Raw genomic sequence first — 17178 nt, forward strand, 5'->3', positions numbered from 1 at the left:
TCGTCGCGGCGACGTAACTTCTTGTGATGGAGTCGATACTCGATGTCAATTCGAGCAGGAAGCCCAGCTGGGCGCGGGGGATCCGAACCCAGCGGCCGCGGCCCTATTGGCCAGCAGTTGCCGATGGATGACTCGTAAGCTGATGGATTGGAGGTGAGGAGCATCGGGTAAATCGTCCGATTGTGCAAGCCCTCAGGGAGATTGGCCTGTGCTCCCGACAAGTCTGGCGATCAAGAAGCCACCGTCCATGGGCCCAGCAGATCTCCCTATGCGGCCGTGTAAGCCCGCCATGTTCGACGAGCAAGGTCATGGTTTCCTCCTGGCGAGCCGATCTCTTCAGCCCCTTCGAGCCCGTAGCGCGAACTCGTTGTTGCCCGGGCTGCGGGGTGTGGCTCGCCGCCAGTCGTAGGAACTCGTGGATCCGTCGTCCGTAATGGAGACGCCGAAGGGAGTCGCGGGGCCGACTGCGAGCGTTTCGCGATTACGGAGCGTTCACCCGCTCGGCCGTCCGAGGAGGCGCGATCAACCCGAACGCGAGAAAGTTCTACTGATAATGACGATCACGGCCGCATCGCTACTCTTATTGGGTGGACTGCACGCCCGACAGCACCCAATTCATTCACGCTGTGTCACACGACCGTACTATCTGTTACGGACTGTCACGATCGCTTTGCCCTCGATCTGCGGGAATGCGAGTGGCGCCAGATCGTAGGCAATCACCCATTTGCACCGCCATTCGTCGTGGACGGCGGTCTGCGGGCGTCCTAACGCACCGCATCCTCATCGGCATGCAGGCGCGTGATTCACATGGCGCTCGTCCACTGTGAGCACACGGGTGGTCGACGAAGGGTGCAGGCGATCTACCCGATGCCGCAGACCAGGTTGGTCGAGATGGCTCCGTACCGGACGGCGAGACCGAGCACGCCCGAGATCACCATGCGCGCGACATGGACACACGTCGCGCAATGTGGGGCGTTGAAACAGCGACGTGTGTCCATGTCGCTTCGCGGTGGCGCTGCGCTTGGGGGGCAGGCGTGGATCGCACGTGATTGCGTTTCGCTGTCCAGAGGTCTGAACCGCGCTTGACAGCTGCGAGTGGCGTCGGTGTACTGACCACTGCTGCTGGCGCCCGTTCGACGCCTCGGCGGCGGTGACCATGCCCGGATCAATCATCGCAGTTGCGAATTCCCCTGGCGATTCTGATCCGAGCGGCCGGCGGGCCGCGACCTCGATGAGCCGCCCGTAGCGCGTGGGAGATCGCGGCGCTGCCTTCCGGTGGGGTGGACACGGAGTACGTCCCGCCCCGTGGGTTGATGCCGGACGGGGTCGGTTGTCCGTCAGGGGGACGTGTCACAGCAAGTCTGAAGAACGGAACCTCGCGTGGAGTGCCGGCCTTGAGCGATAAGGAGATTCATCGATGGCGGCCAGCAATCTGGTCCTCGTCCCCGGCGCCGGCGGCGTGGGCCGCGACGCCCTCGGCCAACTGCGCGCCTGGGATCTGCCGGTGCGTGCGTTGGTCCGACGCGACGACGAGCGTGCCGATGAGTTGCGCGGACTCGGTGTGGAGGTGGTCGTCGGCGATCTCACCCGGCCCGAGAGCGTGGCGGCCGCGCTCGAGGACGTCGGGCGGATGTACTTCGGTATGAGCGTGTCGCCGGATCATCTGCTGGCGACGACCGTGGTGGCCACGGTCGCCCGCGAGCTCGGAACGCTCGACGTCCTGGTGGACATGTCGCAGATGACGGTGTCGCAGATGACCGCTACCAGCACCGCGGAGTCGCACCATCAGCGGCTGCACTGGCTGGCGGAGCAGGTCTTCGACTGGTCGGGCCTGCCGGTGGTGCACGTGCGCCCGACGACGTTCCTCGACAACCCGCTCTTCACCACGCTGGCGGCGCGCACGATCCGGGAGAGCGGCACGCTCGCGTTGCCCTTCGGCACGGGGCGCACCTCGCCGGTCGCCGCGGCCGACGTCGCGCGGGTGGTGGCCACCGTGCTCCGCGACCCGGCACCGCACGTCGGTCACGTCTACGAGCTCACCGGACCCCGCACGCAGGACATGAACGGGGTGGCTGAGGAGTTCACGAGAGCACTGGGTCGGACGGTGTCGTATGTGGACGTTCCGGTGGACCGGTGGCTCGCCGACGAGCTCGCACAGGCCGGTCTGCCACCGCACACCGAGCAGCACATCGCGACCATGGCCCGGTTGCATCGGGAGAATCGCTACGACCGCGCGACCAACGATGTCGAGCGCGTGACCGGTGTGCCCGCCCAGACGGTCGAGGCGTTCGTCGCCGCGCGCCGGGACTTCTACCTCGGCTGAGACCGGTCCGGAAGTCGGCTGACCGGTCATCGGATCGTTGCGGTCGGTGTGGCTGACGCAGGAGGCGTATCGACGTGCTCCGACGCGCTCTCGCTGGTCGTTCGCAGATCGACGCGTCGCCCACTGTGCTTGATGCGGATCTGGGCGATGAGGCTGATGAGCGCGAGGACGACGGTCAACGCCGCGTACCCGGAGACGGTGGGCACCTGGCCGAGGGTCTCCGTGAGCTGGCCGGCGATGACGATCGGCACGCCGAACGCGATGTAGGAGACGACGTAGATCCCGGCGACGACCCCTGCACGCTGATGCGGCGCCGCGAGCGGGAAGATGAGGCGAAGGGCTGCGGTGAAGCATGCGCCGAAGCCGACGCCGGCGATCGCTTGGCCGATGAACATGATTGCCAGGCTTCCGGCGAACACGCCACCGATGATGCCGAGGGGTCCGACGATGGACGCGTAGATGCCGATGGTCATCGCGCGCCTGGGGTCGACCTTGGCGAACGCCAGGCCGATGACGGCCGATGTCGCGGGCGCGATGAACCCGGCCACGCCGTTGATGAGGCCGCTATCCACGAAGAAGACACTGCGGACCATGCTCGGGGCGAGACCGCCCGAGAGGCCTGCGAGCATCCAGCTTGCGGCGACCACGGGCGCTGCTGCGGCGAACTCCCGTCGAGTGGCCTGCGGGATGGCGACACGGGGGATCAGCGAGCGGAGCGCGCCCGGTGTACGGCCCACGCTCTCGGGAGACAAGGCGATGACGACGATCCCGAGAATCGTGATGATCGTGAGGACGATGAAGACGATGGCGTTCGCCGTGGCCGTGACCTGGATCGCGAGGCCGGCCAGCAAGGAGCCGCCGGCGAGGCCGCCGGTCACGCTGACGCTGCCGAGGATCGTGGCCAGTCTCTTCCGGTTCTGCGGGGCGACTTCGACGAGGGCTGCGGTCAACGCACTCGATGCCGCGCCGGTGGCGATGCCCTGCACGATACGGCCGGCGATCACCCAGCCGATGTCGGGCGCGACGAGGAACATGACGTTCGAGGCGAGCTGAATGATCAGGGCGCCGATGAGAACCGGGCGCCGGCCGATGTGGTCGGAGAGTGACCCCAGGGTGAGGAGAGCGGCGAGGAAGCCGATCGCGTAAACGGCGAACGCCAGCGTGAGAGACGCCGCTGGGAACTCCCACTGCTCTTTGTAGAGCACGAGCAGCGGCGTCAGTGCTCCCGCCGCGAGATACAGGCTCGTGAACGTGATCGCGCCACCCGTCAAAGCCAGTCCGGCTGGGAGGGTGAGCTTCCTGCGGCTCTTGCTTTCGTGTGCTTCATTCATTGTCATGCCCCAACGCTATGCGCGTGGGAGTGCTGGGATCTGGTCCATTGTTCCGGCGGATTCCCGGGCCAATTCTGCGGCGGTGCCGGGCACCACTGCGAGCGCGTGGTGCGGCCGGGGGCTCAGGTGCCGCGGCCGGGCGAATGCCAGCACGGCGACGAGCGCGATCAGCAGCACCGCAGCGGGTAGCACCAGCGATTGCGCCATCGCCGTGGCGAAACCGGCGCGCAGCGGCTCGGGCAGCCGCGCACCCCAGACCGGCGGGCTGCCGCCGCCGGGTGCCGCCGGGAGGTTCGCCGCGAGCCGTGACCCGATCAGCGCCGCGATGGCCGCGCTGCCCAGCCCCGCCCCGATCTGACGGGTGGTGCTGTAGATCCCGGCACCGCCGCCTGCGTTCGCAGGAGGGAGGTTCCGCATCGCCGTCGTGGCGATCGGGCCCCACGTGAACCCGTTGCCCACGCCCAGCAGCGCGACCGGCAGCAGCAACTGCCAGATCGGGGTGTCCGGCCCGATGATCGCCGCGAGCCACAGCAGCGCTGCGGGTAGCGAGACCATCCCGAACCCGGCGATCCAAGTCGGGTGGAAGCGGTCGGTCCAGCGGCCCACGAACGGCGCGAGCGCGCCGGAGACCACGGCCATCGGCACCAGCAGCAACGCCGAGCCCGTCGGGCTGAGCCCGAGGACTCCCTGGGCGTAGAAGATGATCGGGAACTGCATGGCGGTGACCGCGAAGGCCACCGGCGTGATCGCGATGTTGGCGAGGCTGAAGTTCCGGTCGCGGAACAGCGCCAGCGGCACCAGTGGCTCGCCGCGGTTGCGCGCCTGCCAGAACAGGAAGACCCCCATCACCACCAGCCCGGCGATGATCAGCGACCACACCGAGATCGGGCCGGTGATCGTCCCCCAGTCGTAGGCCTGCCCTTCCTGGATCCCGAAGATCAGCAGGAACATGCCGACGGCGCTGAGCGCCACACCGAGCAGGTCGAAGCGCCGGACATGGGTGGTCAGCTCGGGAACCAGCCGGGCTGCGAGCACGAAACCGACGACACCGATCGGCACGTTGACGATGAAGATCCACTCCCAGCCGAGGCCGTCGACGAGCACGCCACCCAGGATCGGACCGACGAGCGTGGCCACCCCGGCTGTCGCACCCCAGAGGCTCATCGCCTTGCCTCGGCTCTCGGCGGGCAACATCCGCGTGACGATGGCCGACGACTGGGGACTCATCAGCGACGCGCCGAGACCCTGAACGACCCGCGCCACGACGAGTTCGCCGATGCTGCCGGTCAGCCCGCACCACAGTGACGCCAGCGTGAACACCGCGAGCCCGGCGAGGTAGACGCGGCGCGGCCCGAACCGGTCGCCCAGCCTGCCGGTGACGAGCAGCGGCACCGCGTAGGCCAGCAGGTAGGCGCTCGTGACCCACACGACCGAGTCGACGTCGGCGCCGTGGTCGGCCATGATCGCAGGAGTCGCGACCGAGACGATCGTCGAGTCCACCAGGATCATGAAGAACCCGAGAACCAATGCCCACAGTGCGGGCCACGGGTTGAGTGGCCCCTCTCGATTCATGGATTCACGCTAAGCGGCCAGTGGGACCGGATCGTGGTGCACTTCCACGGAAGAATCGCGGGCCAATTTGGTTGACCGCCACACCCCACGGTAGCGGTCAACTGCGGCTTCTCGGGACTGGCGTCGAGCGCGAGCACGGAGCGTGGGCTAGGTGAACGAGCGGGCGGACATTCTGTCGGCGACCCAGATCAGCAATGCCAGCGCGCTGAGGCCGGCCCCGAGAATACAGACCGCGGCCCACCCGAATGCGCTGTACGCGGTGGTCGCCGCGATCGCGCCACCGCCGGTGCCGATGGCGTAGTAGACCACGTTGCCGCCGATGAGCCGGCTGCTGGCGTCGGGGTCGATGCTCAGGATCATGTGCTGGTTGGTGACCTGCATGGCCTGTCCCGCCAGGTTGAGAACGATGATCCCGAGGATCAGCGGGATCAGGGAGTGTGGCAGCCAGGCGATGGCTGCCCAGGAGGCGGTGAACAGGACGAGGGTGATGCCGGTGACCCATTGCCCCCGACCGCGGTCGGCCAGGGCGCCGGCCCGGGAGGCGCCGATGGCTCCCGCGGCGCCGGCGAGCCCGAACAGGCCCACCTCGGTGGTGGACAGGTGCCAGGGCGCGGCTGTCAGCGGCAGCGCGATGGATCCCCAGAGGGCACCGAAGCCGGCGAACATGAACAGCGTGATCAGGCTGCGGACGCGGAACACGCGCTCGTGCACCGTCAGCGTGACGACCGATGTGATCATGCGGCGGTAGGAGACGGAACTCCTGGTGGCGGTTTCCGATGGCAGTGCGCGGGCCAGTACGAGCGCGAGCCCGAGCATGAGGATCGCCGACACCACGTAGACCGAGCGCCAGCCGAGCGCATCGGCGAGCACCCCGGACACGGTCCGGGCGAGCAGGATGCCCATCACGACACCGCTGGTCACGATGCCGAGGATGCGCCCGCGCGTCTCCGGGGCGGCCAGCACGGCCGCGTAGGCGTTGATCACCTGCTGCACGACGGACACCAGTCCGACGACGCCGCTGGCGATGAGGAACATCAGCGGGCTCGGCGAGACGGCCACGGCGACCAGGGCCCCCGCGGCGATCACACTCCCGGCGACGATGAGGACCCGCCGGTTCATCAGGTCACCGACCGGCACGATCAGGACCAGGCCCAGGAGGTAGCCGACCTGCGTCACGGTCGTGACCAGGCCGAGGCCGGCCGGTCCGACTCCGAGGTCGTGGCCGATCTGTTCCAGCAGTGGCTGGGCGTAGTAGATGTTCGCGACTGCCACCCCGGACGCGATGGCCAGCAGGACCGCGAGCCTGGTGCTGATTCCCCGCGATGGTGGGCAGGGGGATTGCCGGACGGCAGGTGCACTCATGGATGGACCTTCAGCGGGACGCGAGCCACTAGAGGGACAGCAGGACATCGTTCGGGAGACCCAGTAGCGCCTTGCCGTAGACCTCGTAGCTCACGCCGGGCAGCAGCGACACATGTCGTGCTGCGACGTTCGCGTCCTGCCAGATCCGCTGCAGCGGGCTGGCATCGACGAGGCCGGCGGAACCGTGCACGTCGAGCAGGATGTTGATCGCCTCCGCCACCTGTCCCGCGGCCCGGCTCGCGTCCGCCCGCACCCGGGCCCGCACGGGAAAGGCCGGCGGCTCACCTCGCGCGGCGTGGTCGTCGAGGTCGTCGGCCGCCCGGCGGGCGTGCAGGTGCGCGGTGTCGATCAGGAGCGCGGCGTTGCCGAGTTGCATCTGGACGCCTGCGGAATCGGCCTGCCGGCTGAACACGGTGCCGGCCATCCGCTTCGTCCCCGCCGCGTCGCGCACGTGGTCGAGCGCCGCCCGCCCCAGCCCCAATAGCGGGCCGACGAGCCCCAGCGTGTGAGTCGCGTAGAAGCCGCTGCGGTAGGTGACCTCGTCCTTGCGCTCGGTCGGGTAGTCGCCCGCGTCCAGGCGTGCCCGCGGCACCACACGATGCCAGGGCACGAACACGTCCTCTGCGGTCAACGTATTGCTTCCCGACCCCCTCATCCCGGCGGTGAACCACGTGTCGGACACCGCGTAGTCCGCGGCCGGGACGGGCGCGATCGCGGCCTCGAGCACAGTCCCGTTCTCGTCGACGAGGGTGAACCCGAGCACTGCCCACCGGGCGTGCAGCGAGCCCGAGACGTAGCCCCAGCGGCCGGTCAGCCGCACTCCTCCCTCGGTCGCGACAGCGGTGCCCGCCGGCGCGAGAGCGCCACACACCAGGGTGTCGGGGTCAGTGCCGAACACGTCGTCCTGCACACGTGTCGGGCACAGGCCGATGTCCCATGCGGAGTGGTTCGCCAGCGACACCACCCAACCCGCGGCGCCGTCGCCGTGGGCGACGGCCGCCATCACGTCGAGACTCGTGCGGACGCCCGCCTCGAATCCGCCGTACCGCCTGGGCAGCATCACCTTGAACAGGCCGGCCTCCGTGAGCGCGGCGATGCTCGCGTCGGTCACCCGTCGGTCGGCGGCACCCTCCCGGGCGTTGTCTGCAAGAAGCGGCCGGAGACGTTCCGCGCGGGCAACCAGTAGCGATCGCTTGTCCAGCGATCGATCCATTGTCTCCGGAAAGGCCGTATTCATCGGGACCATCCTCTTCGTGAAATGTCAAGTCGGGTTCGGTTCCGGTCGTTCCGAACGTCGGAACTCAGGCGCGCAGTGCTGCCGCGAGCTCGCCGATCGCCTCGCTCGCGTACATCTGCATCTCCGGCCCGAACGTGATACGCGTCGCACCCAGCCGGGCCAGTTCGGCCACGGATTCCTTGTCCGGCGACGCATTCATGTTGAGCGGGCCCTCGATGCCCTTCCGCAGTTCCGGGAGCGCCTCGGACGGTGCCAGGAGCGGGTAGACGCAGTCGGCGCCGGCGGCGACGTACAGACGGGCGCGGGCCACGGCGTCGGCCGGGTCCCCCGACCCGTACAGGAAGGTGTCGACGCGCGCGTTGATGAAGAGAGCATCACCGGCCTCCGCGCGGACCTCGGCAAGCCAGTCCGCGTGCCGCCGAGGGTCCTTGAGCGTGGTGTGCCGCTCGGAGTCCTCCAGATTGCAGCCGACGACACCCGCATCCAGGAGCCACGCGACCAGCTCCCCGGGCGTGAGGCCGTATCCGCCCTCGACGTCGGCGGACACGGGCACGGAGACGGCCCGGACGATCCTGGCGACCGCGTCGAACATCTCGTCGGCCGGGGTCGAGCCGTCCTCGTAACCGAGCGAGGCGGCGATCCCGGCGCTCGGGGTGGCGAGCGCGGGGAAGCCGGCGTCGGCGAAGACCCGGGCGCTGGCGACGTCCCACGGCCCCGGCAGGACGAGCGGGTCGTCGCCGGCGCGGCCGTGGTGCAGGGAGCGGAAGGTGGCAGCGGTCATTTGCGCGGGCCGTGTTTCGGGAGGAATTCCCGGATTTGCGGCGGTTTGTTCGTTGTCACGTCCGCAACGCTACGGGCCGGCCGGGACCGCGATCTGGGCCATTTTCCGGAGAACTCCGTGGGCCAATTCCTGCGGCCGGGGGCATGCGAGGCTGCCGAGCGGGCCGGCCGCCCGGCACCTCAAGTGGCCCATCCGATCCGGCCGGAAATGACCCAGGTCGCGCGCCGCGCCGCTCCTAGGTTTGGTGCATGGCCGCTGAATCACCAGTAAACGCGGCCGGCAGGCACATCCGACGATGAACAGGAGAAAATCATGAGAGTATTTCTTGCCGGTGCATCCGGTGTGATCGGGCAGCGGCTGATCCCCCGGTTGGTCCAGGCCGGGCACGTGGTCGGCGGCATGACGCGCTCAGCCGGCAAGGTGGAGGTGCTGGGCCGCCTCGGCGCCGAACCGATCCTGTGTGATGTCTTCGATCGGCCGGCTCTCGTCCAGGCGGTTCGTGACTTCAACCCGGACATCGTGCTGAACGAGCTGACCGATCTCCCGGATGACGTGACGCAGATCGGGGCGCTCGCGGATCTGAACGCCCGCATCCGCACCGAGGGAACCCAGAACCTCCTCGAGGCCGCTCGCCAGAGCTCGTCGCCGAAGATCCTGGCTCAGAGCGTCGCCTGGAAGCTGCCTGATGGGCCCGATGCCGAAGCGGTCGCTGAACTGGAGCGTTCCGTTCTCGCCGAGGGCGGTGTCGTGCTGCGCTACGGGCAGTTCTACGGACCCGGTACCTACAACGAGAAGCAGCTTCCCGAGGAACCTCGGGTCAGCATCGACCGGGCTGCCGAACGGACGGTGGAGGCTCTGGACGAGCCGACCGGCGTCGTCGTCATCACCGACTGAGCTGCCACGTGCTGCCCACCGCACCGGCGGCGCTGCTCGGCGCCGCCGGTTCCGGGTTGGCCGGCGCTGCCGGGACGGTGGTCAGTGCGTCCCGACGGACTCCTCGAGATGGGCCAGCGCCCCAGCACCGTCGTCGGCGAAGAAGACCAATGCGGCCAGGGGGACCGGCAGGAAGCCCTCTGCGTCCATCCGCCGGAGCTGGAGAATCAACCCGTCGTAGAAACCCGCCGTGTTCAGCAGCACCACCGGCTTGTCGTGCAGCCTGTGCTTCTTCAGCTCCAGGATCTCGGTCGCCTCGTCCAGCGTGCCCAGCCCGCCGGCCAGCACCACCACCGCGTCCGCTCCGGCGAGCAGCCGCGCCTTCCGTTCCGCGAGATCCTCGGCGATGACCATCTCGTCGGCGTCCTTCCGGGCAAAGTCCCGGAGGAAGCTGACCGAGATCCCGACGAGCCGCCCCCCGGCCTCCCGCACTCCGTCGGCGACGACCTTCATCAGCCCGGTGTCGGATCCGCCCCACACCAGGGTGTGGCCGCCCTTTCCGATGAGCTCGCCGAACTCGCGGGCCGGCCGCGTGTAGCGCTCGTCGAGGTCGGCCCCGGAGAGGAAGACGCAGATGTTCATGGATCGATTTTAGGACTGAGCAGGGACACCGATTCGCAATGCGTTCCCGGAGTCGGCACCGACGTCAGACGGGGGGTGCGTGCGGCCGCACCACGGGTTCCGGTCGGGGCAGCACGCGGCACAGCACGTCCAGCGCGCCCGACCAGGCGCTGTCCGACGGGGTCGCGTAGCCGACGACCAGCGCGTCCCCGCGCCGCGCGGGTGCGCTCTCCCCGTCCGGTCCCGCGTCTCCGTCCGATGCCGGTGCGGCGGCCTCGTCCCCGTCCCGGACCGGCTCCCGCGTGCCGGTCGACGGATGGGCGAAGCTCCCGAGCCCCTCCAGGGCGAGACCCTGCGAGGCCGCCGAGGAGATCACCGACCGCTCGGTGCCCGGTGGGAGTTCGACGACGGCGTGCAGCCCCGCGGCGATGCCCGACACCCGGATGCCGGGCGCGCGCTCCGCGATCGCCGCGACCAGTTCGTCGCGGCGGCGCCGGTAGCGCAGCCGCATGGCCCGCACGTGCCGGTCGTACTCACCGGACGTGATGAACTCCGCGAGCGTCAGCTGGTCGAAGGCGCCGGGCGCCCAGTCCACGTGGCCCTTGGCCTCGATCACCTCCTGTGCCACCGACCGGGGCAGCACCATCCACCCGAGGCGCAGCCCCGGCGCGAGCGACTTGCTCGCAGTGCCGAAGTACACGACCCGCTCGGGGTCGAGTCCCTGCAGCGCACCGACGGGCTGGCGGTCGTAGCGGAACTCGCCGTCGTAGTCGTCCTCCAGGACCAGGCCGCCCGTGGCACGCGCCCAGTCGACGGCGGCGGCCCGCCGGTCGGCGCGCAGGGCCCCGCCGGTGGGGTACTGGTGCGCCGGCGTCAGCAGGACCGCGCCCACACCCCGGAGGGCGAGGTCCTCCGTACGTGTGCCGCCCTCGTCGAGTGCGAGGGCAGTGGTGCGCAGCCCGGCTTCGGTCAGCAGATCCTGGTACTGGGGGACGCCGTACGCCTCGACGGCGACGCGCCGTACGCGGCGCGCGCTCAGCACCGCGCCGATCAGGCGCAGCCCGTGGACGAAACCCGCGCAGATCATGATGCGGTCGGGGTCGGCGTACACACCGCGGGCTCGGGCGAGGTACGTGGCGAGGGCCGTGCGCAGTTCGATGCGCCCCCGCGGGTCGCCGTAGCCCAATGCCTCGTGGGGCGCGGCCGTCAGTGCGCGCCGGGCCGCCGCGAGCCACTGCGAACGCGGGAAGCTCGCGAGGTCCGGGTTGCCGGGCAGCAGGCTGTAGGTGGCGCCCGCCGTCCGGATCGGCGTGGGCCGCTGGGGCACGACGCGGGCCGAGCCGGTCGCCGGTGCCCTGCGGGGTACGGAGCGCTGGGCGACGCGGGTGCCCGAGCCCTGCTGGGCGGTGAGCCAGCCCTCGGCGACGAGTTCGGCGTAGGCGTCGGCGACGGTGTTGCGGGCGATGGACAGGTCAGCGGCGAGGGTGCGGGACGAGGGCAGCCGGACGCCGGGCGCGAGGCGTCCCGTTCGCACGGCGTCCCGCAGGGCACTCATGAGGGAGGCCCGCAGGCCGTGGCCCTGCAGGTCGAGACGGCCCAGGTGCAGATCGGCGCCGAGGCCCTCGGCAGACCTCGTTTCCCCCCGCGAATTGGGCCGCTCTCCTTTCATGGAAATGCACCTTACCCGGCACCACTGGCCACTTGGCGTGCGATCCATGACGACGAACCGACGCCTTCCGGAAAACGTTCCGATAATTGATCTCGCCCCAGGGTTCGCTCTGCCGGACCGGCGGCCGCAGCCGTGGCTGCCCGGCGGGCGCATCGCGTTCTGGGGCGGGTGGGGTGGCTCGACGGCCAGCGCCGACATCGACCGCCGGATGACCATCAGCTACGTCATGAACCGGATGGACGCCGACCTGCTCGGGTCGAGTCGCGCCGCCGCCTACGTCGGAGCCGTCTACGACGTCGTCCGGGTCTCCCGGTGAGCGGCGGCCCGTGATCGCATGCCCGCTGGTCAGGGCAGGAGCACGACCTTTCCGCCTGCGTGTCCGTCCGCGACGAGGCGGACAGCCGCCTCGGCGTCCGTGAGGGGGAAGGTCCGGGCCACGACCACGTGCAGCGTTCCTGCTGCCGCTGCCGGGAGGAGCTGCTGCCAGGCGTTGCGGCGGATCTCCGTGCCGGGGTCGGCTCCGGGGGCGCCGCCGATGAGCCTGATCCCGGTGTCGCCGCGCCCGAACGCCGCTATCGAGACGATGCGGGCGCGGTCGGCCACGAGTTCGAGCGAGACGTCCACCGCCTCCGCGGTGCCGACGGTGTCGACCGCGGCGTCCACTCCGGACGGTGCGACGTCGCGTACCCGGTCGGCCAGCCCCGGCCCGTAGCGCAGCGGGATCGCGCCGTAGCCGCGCAGCAGGTCGTCATGCTGTGCGCTCGCGGTGGTGACCACGGTGGCGCCTGCCTTGACCGCGAGCTGCACGGCGAGCTGGCCCACGCCTCCTGACCCGCCGTGGATCAGCACCGTGTCGCCTGCGGACACCCCGACGACGGTCAGTGCGTGCACCGCGGTGGCTCCGGTGAGCATGATCCCCGACGCCTCGGCCCACGGCACCTGCGCCGGCTTGTGCACCACATTCGCTGCCCGGAGCGTCACCGCGGCGGCGTACGCGCCGGGGGCGGGGTAGGCGATCACCTCGTCGCCGACGGCCAGTGCTGCGTCGCGCCCGGTGGCGCCCGGTCCGACGGCGGTCACCACCCCGGCGAGCTCGTTGCCCACGGGCAGCGGAAGCAGCGCCGGGTCGGCACCCATGGCTCCACTGAACCGCTTGTAGTCGACCGGGTTGATCCCCGCGGCTCTGACCTCGATGGTGACCTCCCCGTCGCCGGGTGCGGGCACGTCGGCATCGACTGCTGCGAGTACCTCCGGGCCGCCGAAGGCGGTGGCCACGATCCTGGTCGTCATGAGGGGATCAACCGGCCCGCGGTGGGGGTGATTCCGGATCGCCGGGGCGGCGGTCCTGGTGGACACGGCGCGTCCCCGCAGTGGCGCCACCTGCCGTCCGTCCGGTCGTCGCCGCCGGCACCGATCACGCGATCTACCGCATCGGCGACGAACTCGCCGCGCATTTTCCACGGCGAGCACGGGATCAGTGGGTAACCCTCTCCGGGGTCACCGATCGCGATCTTTCCGGCTTCATCGGCGCACTTCGCGCCACGGACAAGCAGGGCCGCACGTTCTCCGGAACCCACCGCGGCGGCGACCTGAAAGATCATGACGACTGGATACAGACGTGCTTCCGGAAGTCCGCCGGGTTGCTCGACGTCGAGCCGCTACGACGGTTGTGGAGCGAGTTCAGGCAGCTTCCTCGTGCCGGGGCCGACGTGATGTCCCACGGGGACCGCATCCCCGGCGACGTGTTGGTCGACGACGGGCGCCTCATAGGCGTCCTCGACGTCGGCGGGTTCGGGCCGGCCGATCCGGCTCTTGCTCTCGTGGCGGCCTGGCACCTGCTGGGTCACGGACCACGAACGGAACTGGGAAAGGCTCTGGGCTCTGGCGACGTCGAACGGTCCCGGGGCATGGCATGGGCGTTCCAGCAGGCCATGGGCCTGGTCTGGTACTACGCCACGTCGAGCCCGCCGCTGAGTCGCCTGGGGCGCCGCACTCTCGATCGGCTCATTCGTGAGATATGCGGCTTGCGTTCCTGCTGCTCCCGTGCCTCGCGCTGAGATGAAATGGCGCAAAACGCATCATCAACGTGATCCGCTGGCGCGGCGGCAAATAGGTACCATCCACCCGGACGCATATCGACTGATCGAACTGCGGACGGGCCGAATACGGTGGTTGTCATGGTGGTGGTGGTGTGAGCCTGATCGGCCGCGAGGAGGAGATTCGCCGACTCGGAGGGCTCCTGGAGGGGGTCGACGTCGGGGGCGGCGCGGTGCTGCTGCGGGGTGAGGCGGGGATCGGGAAGTCCGCGCTGCTCGCCGAGATGGGCGAACGAGCATCCGGTAGGGGTCTGCGGGTGTTGAGGACGGTCGGTATCGAGTCGGAGGCGCATCTGCAGTTCGCCGGCCTGCACCAGTTGCTGCGACCCGTCCGGCGGGACATCGACCTGCTCCCGCCACGTCAGCGTGACGCGCTGCGCGCCGCCCTCGGGCTCGGTCTCGGCGAGGACGCCGTTCCGGACGTCTTCCTCGTCGCCCTGGCCACGCTCGATCTGCTCTCCGAGATCGCCACCCGGGACGCCGTGCTCGTGGTTGCCGAGGACGCTCAGTGGCTCGACCGTTCCAGCGCGGACGTGATCGCCTTCCTCGGTCGCAGGCTGGCGTCCGAACCGATCGTGCTGGCCGCGGCGGTGCGCGAGGGCGTGCCGTCGCGATTCGACGACGCCGGGCTGCCCGAACTCGTCGTGCCGCCGCTGTCACGCGAGCACGCCGGGACGTTGCTGGACGCGCATGCCACCGGGCTCTCCGAGGGTCTGCGTCGGCGACTGCTCGGCGATGCGGCGGGCAACCCCCTCGCGCTGATCGAACTTCCCGTGGCCGCGCAGGGGACCGACCGGGACGCTGTCCTGACCGCCGCCCCCTGGCTCCCGCTGACCGAACGGCTGGAACGAGCCTTCACCGCGCGCGTCGCGTCGTTGCCCGAACTGACCGCGACGGCGCTGCTGGTCGCCGCGCTCGATGGTGGCGGCAGCGTGGCCGAGACGGTCCGGGCCACCCAGGTGCTGAGCGGGCGAAAGACGGGCTGCGTGGACCTCACGCCTGCCGTTGCCGCCGGCCTGATCGAGGTCGACGGCGATTCGCTCCGGTTCCGCCATCCCCTGATGCGCTCGGCGATTCACCAGCTCGCGACCACCGGGCGCCGGCAGGCAGCGCATGCCGCCCTGGCCGAGGTCCTGGCCGACGTACCGGAGCGCAGCGTCTGGCACCGGGCCGCCGCAACGGACCCGCCGGACGAGGTGGTGGCCACCGAACTCGAGACCGTCGCGCAGGAGTCGGTGCGCCGCGGGTCCGTCACCGGTGCCGTCACCGCCCTCGAGCACGCTGCCCGACTCAGCGCCGCCCCCGATCTCCGTGCCGACCGGCTGTTGCGGGCGGCGGACCTGGCGGTCGAACTCGGCAGGCAGGACGTCGTGGACCGGCTGCTGGCCGGCGCCTCCCGGCTCGATCTATCCCCACCGCGGCGCGCGCGGTTGGCCTGGACGCGGGCGTGCCTCGAGGACGGTCTGCGCGACGGCACTACGGACGCACTCACGCTGGTCCGGCTGGCCGAGTCCATGATGACCGACGGCCACGTCGACACGGCAGTGCGGATCCTGTGGAGCGCTGCGTTGCGCTGCTTCTGGACCGAGCCGGGCGGCGAGGCCCGCGATCGCATCGTCGCCGTGGCCGAGCGCCTCCCCATCGACGAGCACGATCCGCGGATGCTGGCGATCCTGGCCTACGCGGCGCCGATCGAGCGAGGCGCCGTGGTCATCGACCGGTCCCGCCGGCTCGCCGCACGTTCGATGCTCGACCCACCGGCGGAACGAATGCTCGGCAGCGCCGCGGTACTGCTCGGCACCTTCGATCTCGCGCAAGGCCGATCCGCCGCCTCGATCGCGGGCCTGCGCGCGGAAGGGCGTCTGCAGCTGCTCGCCCGGGCGCTCGCGGCCCAGGCCTGGAGCGCAGCGCACCTGGTCGACCTGACCACCGCGATTCCAGTCGCGGAGGAGGCGGGAGGACTGGCCCGGGAGACCGGCCAGCCCTACCTGCACGCGCTCGTCCAGGCCACCCAGGCCAAGATCGCCGCGCTGCGCGGCGACGGGGACGCCGCGGAAGCGTTGGCGGCCGCCGCGGTCCGGACGGGGATCTCGGTCGGTGCCCGCCCGGTGCTCGCCACGGCGCAGAACGCCCGTGCACTGGCAGCTCTGGCCGCAGGAGAGTTCGTCGAGGCTTTCGCCCGGTTCGCGTGCATGCACGACGTTGCCGACTCCTCGTATCAGCTCGCGCTGCGGTGCCACACCGTGGCCGAACTCGCCGACGCCGCGGTGCGCAGCGGCGAACAGCGCGCCGCAGCCGGGATCGTCGCCAACCTCGAACACGCGGCGATGGTGACCACCTCGCCGTCACTGCACGCGGGGCTGCGCCTGGCACGTGCCCTGCTGGCCGACGACGAGCAGGCCGAGTCCTGCTTCGCGCAGGCCCTCCAGGCGGCCCTCCACCCCCAGCCCTTCCTCCGCGCGTACACGGAACTAACGTTCGGCGAGTGGCTGCGCCGGCGACGCCGGGTTGCGGAGTCCCGGCAACCGCTGCGCTCGGCGCGTGACACCTTCGACGCACTGGGCGCACTGCCGTGGGGTGAGCGGGCGCGCCGGGAACTGCGGGCCGCGGGCGAACACAGCGGAACGCGCCAGAGCTCCGCAGCCGACCGGCTGACTCCGCAAGAGCTGCAGATCGCCCAGCTCGCCGCGACGGGGCTGACGAACCGGGAGATCGGCCAACGGCTGTATGTCTCGCACCGCACCGTCGGCGCGCACCTCGCGCAGGTGTACCCGAAGCTTCAGATCACCTCTCGGGCACAGCTGCACGGAATCCCCGGCCTCGTGGTCTGAGCCGGTCGGTCGGCACAACTGCTCGGCCGCCGTCCTCGGCTCAGCTCAGGGAACAGATCTACGCCGTTACGACAACAATGCCCGATCTTCCCGGTCGTACCCAGGTCGGTTGACCGATGACGGCGACCGGGCCTGCGATCACGCTCTGAAGACGGACCGGCGACGGCGCGTCTACGGAAGAAGGTGACGGTGGAGGGAGAAAGATGCCGTGTCCACATGATCGATCGGGACGGGAGATGTCATCTCGGGCAGTCGAGCGCTGTGAGGGGTCAGCGCTCCATTGCTCCTGATTATGGTGGCCGCACTGCCGGGACCTTGCCACCGCACCGATCCGGCTCGGTCCGCCGCCCAGCGTGACATGCATCACCCGATCCTGCGGAGCTTTAGATAAGGTAGATAATCTAAAGCTCCGGTCGCCAGAGGCCTCGACTTCGGCTGATGACAGGAGAGGGCACGCCCGGCTGTCGCTGTCAGCGCCCGGG

At 70.1% G+C, this 17178-nt stretch carries 12 protein-coding genes; 4 read left to right on the forward strand and 8 right to left on the reverse strand.

From position 1 onward, the window contains the following. Window positions 1–1417 precede the first annotated feature (1417 nt). A complete protein-coding gene (locus tag AC5L35_RS17905) occupies window positions 1418–2323 on the forward strand; it encodes an NmrA family NAD(P)-binding protein (protein ID WP_495060779.1) in 906 nt (301 codons plus the stop codon). A 26-nt stretch (window positions 2324–2349) separates the two neighbouring features. On the opposite strand, the gene AC5L35_RS17910 is transcribed toward AC5L35_RS17905, so the two are convergent. The 5 genes from AC5L35_RS17910 to AC5L35_RS17930 all read right to left on the reverse strand — a co-directional run bounded on the left by AC5L35_RS17910 (window position 2350) and on the right by AC5L35_RS17930 (window position 8606). Further along, window positions 2350–3660 carry an MFS transporter gene (locus tag AC5L35_RS17910; RefSeq protein WP_495060780.1) on the reverse strand — a complete coding sequence of 437 codons (1311 nt, stop codon included), beginning with the start codon at window positions 3658–3660 and terminating at the stop codon, window positions 2350–2352. A gap of 9 nt (window positions 3661–3669) precedes the next feature. After that, window positions 3670–5226 carry a DHA2 family efflux MFS transporter permease subunit gene (locus tag AC5L35_RS17915; protein ID WP_495060781.1) on the reverse strand — a complete coding sequence of 519 codons (1557 nt, stop codon included), beginning with the start codon at window positions 5224–5226 and terminating at the stop codon, window positions 3670–3672. Between the two features lie 147 nt (window positions 5227–5373). Then, a complete protein-coding gene (locus tag AC5L35_RS17920) occupies window positions 5374–6588 on the reverse strand; it encodes an MFS transporter (protein ID WP_495060782.1) in 1215 nt (404 codons plus the stop codon). A gap of 28 nt (window positions 6589–6616) precedes the next feature. Beyond that, window positions 6617–7834: an acyl-CoA dehydrogenase family protein gene (locus tag AC5L35_RS17925; protein ID WP_495060783.1), complete on the reverse strand. Its 1218-nt coding sequence runs from the start codon at window positions 7832–7834 to the stop codon at window positions 6617–6619. Window positions 7835–7889: 55 nt separating this feature from the next. Then, entirely contained in the window at window positions 7890–8606 is a 717-nt protein-coding gene (locus tag AC5L35_RS17930; RefSeq protein ID WP_495060784.1) for an isocitrate lyase/PEP mutase family protein, read from the reverse strand. Between the two features lie 312 nt (window positions 8607–8918). On the opposite strand from AC5L35_RS17930, the gene AC5L35_RS17935 reads away from it, so the two are divergent. After that, complete coding sequence (locus tag AC5L35_RS17935; protein ID WP_495060785.1) at window positions 8919–9500, forward strand: NAD-dependent epimerase/dehydratase family protein; 582 nt, start codon at window positions 8919–8921, stop codon at window positions 9498–9500. Window positions 9501–9581: 81 nt separating this feature from the next. On the opposite strand, the gene AC5L35_RS17940 is transcribed toward AC5L35_RS17935, so the two are convergent. The 3 genes from AC5L35_RS17940 to AC5L35_RS17950 all read right to left on the reverse strand — a co-directional run bounded on the left by AC5L35_RS17940 (window position 9582) and on the right by AC5L35_RS17950 (window position 13059). Then, window positions 9582–10121, reverse strand: coding sequence for an LOG family protein (locus AC5L35_RS17940; RefSeq protein ID WP_495060786.1), 540 nt, complete (start codon window positions 10119–10121; stop codon window positions 9582–9584). A 64-nt stretch (window positions 10122–10185) separates the two neighbouring features. Further along, window positions 10186–11769 carry a MocR-like pyridoxine biosynthesis transcription factor PdxR gene (gene pdxR / locus AC5L35_RS17945; RefSeq protein ID WP_495060787.1) on the reverse strand — a complete coding sequence of 528 codons (1584 nt, stop codon included), beginning with the start codon at window positions 11767–11769 and terminating at the stop codon, window positions 10186–10188. 345 nt (window positions 11770–12114) lie between these two features. Then, complete coding sequence (locus tag AC5L35_RS17950; protein WP_495060788.1) at window positions 12115–13059, reverse strand: quinone oxidoreductase family protein; 945 nt, start codon at window positions 13057–13059, stop codon at window positions 12115–12117. Window positions 13060–13139: 80 nt separating this feature from the next. Here AC5L35_RS17950 and AC5L35_RS17955 point away from each other — a divergent pair, with 80 nt between their 5' ends. Both AC5L35_RS17955 and AC5L35_RS17960 read left to right on the forward strand, forming a co-directional pair. Then, complete coding sequence (locus tag AC5L35_RS17955; protein WP_495060789.1) at window positions 13140–13826, forward strand: phosphotransferase; 687 nt, start codon at window positions 13140–13142, stop codon at window positions 13824–13826. Between the two features lie 134 nt (window positions 13827–13960). Next, entirely contained in the window at window positions 13961–16696 is a 2736-nt protein-coding gene (locus AC5L35_RS17960; RefSeq protein ID WP_495060790.1) for an ATP-binding protein, read from the forward strand. The last annotated feature ends 482 nt before the right edge of the window (window positions 16697–17178 follow it).

The organism is Pseudonocardia sp. OZ21, assembly GCF_059359135.1.